4 protein-coding genes and 2 pseudogenes are annotated in these 6,369 nt (G+C 59.3%); 2 read left to right on the top strand and 4 right to left on the bottom strand.

Annotated features, from left to right (window positions below; translation table 11 throughout):
• Positions 1-102: 102 nt before the first annotated feature.
• Positions 103-555 carry a transposase gene (locus ACT3S3_RS15045; RefSeq protein WP_444626999.1) on the bottom strand — a complete coding sequence of 151 codons (453 nt, stop codon included), beginning with the start codon at positions 553-555 and terminating at the stop codon, positions 103-105.
• A 795-nt stretch (positions 556-1,350) separates the two neighbouring features.
• On the opposite strand from ACT3S3_RS15045, the gene ACT3S3_RS15040 reads away from it, so the two are divergent.
• Together ACT3S3_RS15040 and ACT3S3_RS15035 are read left to right on the top strand one after the other, a co-directional pair.
• Positions 1,351-2,823 carry a purine-cytosine permease family protein gene (locus tag ACT3S3_RS15040; protein WP_444627001.1) on the top strand — a complete coding sequence of 491 codons (1,473 nt, stop codon included), beginning with the start codon at positions 1,351-1,353 and terminating at the stop codon, positions 2,821-2,823.
• Positions 2,820-4,352, top strand: a complete 1,533-nt coding sequence (locus ACT3S3_RS15035; RefSeq protein ID WP_073884845.1) for an amidohydrolase family protein — start codon at positions 2,820-2,822, stop codon at positions 4,350-4,352. The genes ACT3S3_RS15040 and ACT3S3_RS15035 overlap by 4 nt, the downstream gene beginning before the upstream one ends.
• A gap of 294 nt (positions 4,353-4,646) precedes the next feature.
• On the opposite strand, the gene ACT3S3_RS15030 is transcribed toward ACT3S3_RS15035, so the two are convergent.
• The 3 genes and pseudogenes from ACT3S3_RS15030 to ACT3S3_RS15020 all read right to left on the bottom strand — a co-directional run.
• The gene (locus tag ACT3S3_RS15030; protein WP_444627000.1) at positions 4,647-4,877 is read right to left on the bottom strand and encodes an integrase core domain-containing protein; all 231 of its coding nucleotides are present in this window, start codon (positions 4,875-4,877) and stop codon (positions 4,647-4,649) included.
• A gap of 64 nt (positions 4,878-4,941) precedes the next feature.
• Positions 4,942-6,016 (bottom strand): annotated as a pseudogene (locus ACT3S3_RS15025) (IS30 family transposase).
• A 134-nt stretch (positions 6,017-6,150) separates the two neighbouring features.
• Positions 6,151-6,369, bottom strand: a pseudogene (locus ACT3S3_RS15020) (DDE-type integrase/transposase/recombinase); the annotation flags it as partial.

Genomic DNA, 6,369 nt, shown 5'->3' with positions numbered 1-6,369 from the left:
AACAGCCTGGACGACGTTGTAGGCCTTCCTGCCGTTGATGGCTTCGACCTGCCCGTTGGACGGCCCGGTATCGAAGTAGGCCAGGATCGCCGCCCGCTTACGTCACAGTGTCCTCCCCAACGGCGCCAACCCCGCCAACCCCGTCAACCCCTTGGGCATTCCGGCCCTGATCCACTTGATCAGCTTGAACATCCGCTTCTTTCCGTCCCGCCAGACCGGCTCGTCGTAGGCGACGATGACCTCCTGATAGAAGTCCCACGTCACCTGGACCGCTACGTGCTCCTGTGCGGTGAGGACCTCATCGAAACGTTCGGTACGTTTCGGGATGACCAGGCTGCGACGGGTCAGCATTGTTCGCCGGATCCCGTACAACGGGTCGCCCTTACGGTCCCGGTGACCCAACGTCTCGTACTGGATCCGCTGGCGGCACGGGGCCGGCGTGCCTGCTGCCAGGTGCATGACATGGAACGGATCCATCAGCTGCCTGGCCTTGCCGACCTGTTTAGACGCAGCCTTCGCGTAGCCGTAGTACCCGTCCATCGTCACAATGTTCACCGTGTCACGGAACCGGCGGGACCGAGCGGCGGGGCCAGTCACCGAATGCGTCGGCGCACCTGCAAGAAACCATGTCCAGCGGTCGGGCCGGGCCCGCCCCGTCGACCTGCGGAGTCAGGTCGGCGATCACGGTGACGAAGCCCGGAGTGCCGCCGCCCCATGAGAATCTTCGGGACATGTTTCCCTTGTGTTCGTCGACACCGAGGACCCGGACATGGTGAAGACGATCCGGGTCACCGCCGGTGAGATGGCGGCACGCTGACAGCGCCAGGCTGCAGGCCCTCTTCCGACCGATCCCCAGCCCACGGGCGCAGGTTTTCACGCTCACGCCGTCAGTGGCCAGGCGTAGGAGGATCCATCGGGTCACCCAAGAAGTCACTGATTGCCGGTTGTCGGCGGCGTTGTCGATCGACAGGCCGAGCTCTTCCGGTGCGCCAGATCGTGTCGGCGACGATGTTCGGGGCGTCGGCAGGGGTGACGGTAGGCTGGGGCATGGATCCTGGAGTGACTGGATGCGGATGTTGAACAACTTCATCCTGCCACTGCAGGATCCTTCTACATTCTTGGCACCGACCCCTACATGTTGGGGTGATCTACCCGACAGGCTTCGCACCCGCTACGCACTCTGAAAGCCGAGGGGCCGCCGAAACTATCAGGTTTCTCTTCTACTTCGCGCCGTAACAATGGAGAAATCCCCCGGACATCTGCGACTGGTTAGGTTGTCGTTGCTCGTCGGTGTGACACTCAATCCAGGTGCGCGACGAGACAATAGAGAAATTTGGAAGTGAGACCGTTATGTCCACCAAGGTATACCTCGTGGGAGAAAGAAGAAAGAAAGTCAAGTCAGTTGGGGGAACTGATACTCATGGGGAAAGCAGTGAAATACTTGCTCCGGTACCCGATGAACTACGGCACCATGATCTGAAAGGCCAGTTCTGGATCTGGGCGGGAGCTAATATCGCTCCAATCAACTGGATCCTTGGAGCACTGGGCGTCAACATGGGCCTCGGCCTGTGGGAAACCGTCGGAGTGCTCGTTCTTGGGAATTTCATCGGGATGTCAATCTTCGGCGTACTCGTCGTGCTCGGGCAGAAGACCGGCGTGACCGGAATGGTACTTTCCCGTGCTGTATTCGGCCGCCGGGGGGCCTATCTTCCGGCCGCGATCCAGGCGGTCCTCTGTGCAGGGTGGTGTGCAGTAAACACGTGGATTGTTCTTGATCTCGTCATGTCACTACTTGACAAAATCGGAATCGTCAACGCCGCCAACGACAACGTGGGACCGAAAATTATCGTTGCTGCAATTCTCATGGTCACGCAGGTTGCGATATCTTGGGCCGGGTACAAGGCGATTTCTGCCTTCGAACGCTGGACCGTGCCGCCCACTGTCGTCATTCTCGCGGTGATGAGCTTCGTTGCATGGGTTCTACTCGATGTTGACTGGGGATACTCGGGCGCATCGGCTGATATGACAACAACTGAGCACTGGTCAGCAATTACCGCTGTCATGACGGCCATCGGTATCGGTTGGGGACTGACATGGCTGACCTACGCGGGTGATTACTCTCGTTTTATTTCGAGTGACGTGCCCGCCGCCAAGCTCTTCATTGTGTCCGCGAGCGGACAATTCATTCCGGTGGTATGGCTCGGAGTTCTCGGAGCGACACTGGCCACCATCTCGCAGACCACAGATCCCGGTCAGCTCATTGCGGATGCCTACGGTGGACTGTCGGTGATCATCCTGCTTCTTGTGCTCCACGGTCCGATCGCCACCAATATCCTCAACATCTACACCTGTACGATGGCCACCAAGGCACTTGATATTAGAATTGACCGACGAATCATTTCCATCATCGTCGGAATCGTGTCGCTGGGAATCGCGACATTTTTTATCCTCCAGGGAGATTTCGGAGATACTATCGACAGTTTCTTGGTAGGGGTAGTCACCTGGATCTCTCCGTGGGCGGCGATCATCTGCGTTCACTGGTTTTTCATTGCCAAGCGGAACATCGACTGCGAAGAGCTGGTGACAGGGCCGCGACAGTCTCCCTTGCCGACGGTGCGCTGGTCAGCGATTGTGTCGCTCGTCGCCGGCATGTTCACTACATGGCTGTTCCTCTACGGCTCCCTTAGTTTTTTCCAGGGTCCTATAGCCACGGCCATGGGCGGAATCGATCTTTCCTGGATCTCGGGCTCTCTGACGGCTGGAATAAGTTACGCGATTCTGGGTCGGCTTGAGCCAACTCGCCGAAAGGATCTTGCGGCATGAGCAACTATTTAATTAGAAATGCGACCGTCATTGCTGTCGATGCTACGCACGGCACAGAACCATTCAGCACTTCAATTCGAATCGCCGACGGATTGATTAGTGAAATGGCAGTGGGGTTGGAGGCTCGGCCCGGTGAGCAGATCATCAATGGGGCAGATAGTCTTATCATCCCCGGCATGGTCAACGCACACGCCCACAACTGGGAGAATCTCTGGCGCGGAACTCAAGATAACATGCCACTTGAAGTGTGGATGCTTATGTGCTATCCGGTAGTTGGATCAGATCCGTTGAGCCCTGAACTAGTTCGGCTTCGGACTCTCTTGATGGCGGCTGAGTCTCTGAAGTCCGGGGTCACTACAGTCGTGGACGATGCCTACGAAATCCCGTTTCAGAAGATGGAGCACCTTGCTGCGGAATTTGCCGCTTATGAGCAGGCCGGAATCCGGGCAAACCTGTCAGGTCAGATTGCTGACAAGCCGTTCCTTGATACGATGCCCTTCGCGCGGGAATTCCTCTCCTCAGCGGCACAGAAGATCGCCGGTGAACTCGAGGTGACTTCCGCAGCCGATTATCTGGCCTTTGCCCGCGAGGCCATCTCTAAGTTTGACCGTACTGCGGAGCATGGACGTCTCCGGTTCATGGTGGGGCCCTCAGCGCCACAGCGATGCACACCAGAACTTCTTACAGGGTGTAGCGCTCTAGCCAAGGAATTCGATCTCGAACTACACACGCATGTTCTCGAGACTCGTACGCAAAGAGTCACTTCGGATGAGTTCTACAACGGCTCCTTCGTTGAATGGTTCGACGAACTCGGTGTTCTTTCTCCACATGTCACATTAGCCCACGGCGTCTGGCTCAATGAGAAAGAACTAGGATTGTTGGCTGAAAACGGCTGCTCGATTTCCCACAATCCGCTATCCAACATGAAACTCGCCTCAGGGCTCATGCCGTGGTCTGAAGTTCGGCGAGCTGGAGTTAACGTCGCGATCGGTACCGATGGCGTGTGCTCGTCTGACACGCAACGCGTTAGCGAAGTGATGAAAGCGACCGCCTTGGTCCATAAACTGACCAGTGACAATCCGGAAGACTGGCCGACCGCGGGTCAAGTGCTGGAAGCTGCGACGATCAATGGTGCTCGTTCTGCTCAGCTCGGCTCTACTGTCGGTTCGTTGGAGGTCGGAAAAGAAGCGGACCTGGTCATCTACGATCTCAATACGCTTGCCTTTTCCCCGCGACAGCAGGTTGATCTTCAGCTTGTGTACAGCGAGAATGGCTCCTCGATTAGAACTGTGATGGTCGCCGGACGGATTATCGTGGATGAGGGTGAACTCGTCACGATCGATGAATCGCAGCTGCTCCAGGACGTTCGTGAGATCACCCCGTGGTTGCATGAGTGGCAGAGTAAGGCGATGGCCGAGAACGAAATCTTTGTGGAGGGTTTTTGGAAACAGTATCGGAAGTCCATGAAGATGTTCTCCGGTCAGGAGCGGTACAGGACCAGAGATTGGTCGCGGCGCGCAACGTCATAGTCCGGACGGGTAGAGAAGCTCTCTTTCTTTGGTCTATGGAGCGTGTAGCTGAAGAAGCATGGCGGGGTTCTTCAGCCTCGCATGGTGACATCTGATCTGGCGTGCCCGACGGGGCGGCCTGGAAGGACAGCATCATCCCAGGCCCTTAGCAGTTCGAGGTTCGTGACGATGCGCTCTGTGCGTCGCAGACGTTTTGGCCGCGACGGCGAGGGCCGGGGGTAGCACTACATGTAGAGGCCCTGGCCGGCACAAGTGTCAAGTCCCGGGTTTTGTAGAGGGTCGTTTGTCTGTTGATCAAGCCGCGACGGCCTGCCTGTCGATGAGCGGACGATGAGCCTGAACCGGTGGAACGTAGCCGGTCGCCGAATGCGGTCGCCGAGTGTTGTACGACCCGACCCCCTTCGACGTTGCCACGTTGACGTCAGTCAACGCCGGCCAGACCCTCCGGTCGATAAGCTCGGCTCTGAACACCGAGTTCAACGCCTCGGCCGTCGCATTGTCGTAGGAGTCACCCTTGGCCCCCACCGACGCGACGACCTTCGAGTCCGCCAGCGACTGCCCGTAGGAAACCGCTCCGTACTGGGCGAGTTCAACCGGTGGTTGCAACACCGTCGGTTTTGAGTGAGTGTATCTGTTCAGCCAATACCTCGGCTGGTGTCTTCCAGCCGAGGGCCTTCCGGGGGCGGTTGTTCAGCGCGAGGGAGACTGCTTCGAGGTCCGCCGCCGACCAGCGGGACAGGTCCGTGTCTTTCGGGAAGTACTGACGCAGCAGCCCGTCCGTGTTCTCATTCGTGGGGCGCTGCCATGGCGAGTGCGGATCTGCGAAGAAGACTATCGTGCCGGTGTCGAGCGTGAACTGCGCGTGTTCGGAGAGCTCTTTGCCCCGGTCCCAGGTGAGTGTCTTGCGGAGCTGTTCAGGCAGGCGCGTCATTGACATTGCCAGGGCGGCATTCATCGCGTCAGCACCATATCCGCCCAGCGATGGACCGTTTTTCACCGGCGGCGTCGTACCCCACCCGTCGAGTCTGGGCAGGTGCACTAGCAGCGTGGAGCGGCTGCTGCGTTCGATCACGGTGCCGATCGCGGACCGGCTTGCGCCGATGATCAGATCGCCCTCCCAGTGGCCGGGGACCGCACGATCGGCGGCTTCGGCCGGCCGCTTGCTGAGGACGACGTCTGCGGTGACGTGTCCCTGAGGTTTATTCTGCGACCGCGCCCGCGGCTGGCGCAGTGCACGGCCGGTGCGCAGCCAGGCGACCAGCTCACGCTTGAGCGCTCCACGCCCCTCGATGAGCAGCGACTGGTAGATCGCTTCGTGGCTGATGTCCCGCCACGCGTTGCGGCGGTGCGACGCAACTCGCGTGAGATCGTCCCCGGATCTCGCCCCAGCGCGCGGGCAATCTCCCGGACGCCAGCGTTCTTAGCGCGCAGGATCGCGATCTCCTCACGTTCCTCGAACGACAGATATCGGCCGGTGGGCTCTGTCAGAGAGAGTCAGAGAGATCGGAGACATACCGCCAGCGTGACGAAACCACCGCGTCCCCACCGGCACCGACACGCTCACCGCTAACGACGCTTCCGCCGTCGTCACGCCCGTCGCGATCGTGCACCAGAGCTGGCGCTGCACGACCCGGGATGGCTCAGGCCGCCCCGGGGGATCGCATCGCCGGACGCAACGCCCGATCCGCACGCCACTGCCGCCGCACACCTTCCGAAACATCACCGGTCTTCCTACTCCCGTCTGCCGTCGCCATTCCCGAACACCTCCATGATCAAGGTGTTGCGACGACCAGTTGAATCCGCCCTGACTTCCAGCATCACTGTGGTGCACCAGCTCTTCACGAACGACGGGATGATCACTTCGCTTGCGCTCCCACAGCGCCAGGCGCAACGGGATCCGCACCAGTTCCACGCCCTTAGATGTTTGCGCGTGCCAGGCGACGATCCGCTGGGAAAACACATCGACGATGAACGCGACCTACACCCACCCGGCGTTGGTCATCACGTAGGTGAAGTC

It is taken from the genome of Corynebacterium sp. AOP40-4SA-5 (assembly GCF_052377355.1).
Taxonomy (GTDB): Bacteria; Actinomycetota; Actinomycetes; order Mycobacteriales; family Mycobacteriaceae; genus Corynebacterium.
Note: the sequence above shows the minus strand (reverse complement) of the source record. Positions and strands in the feature narration are given on the sequence as shown.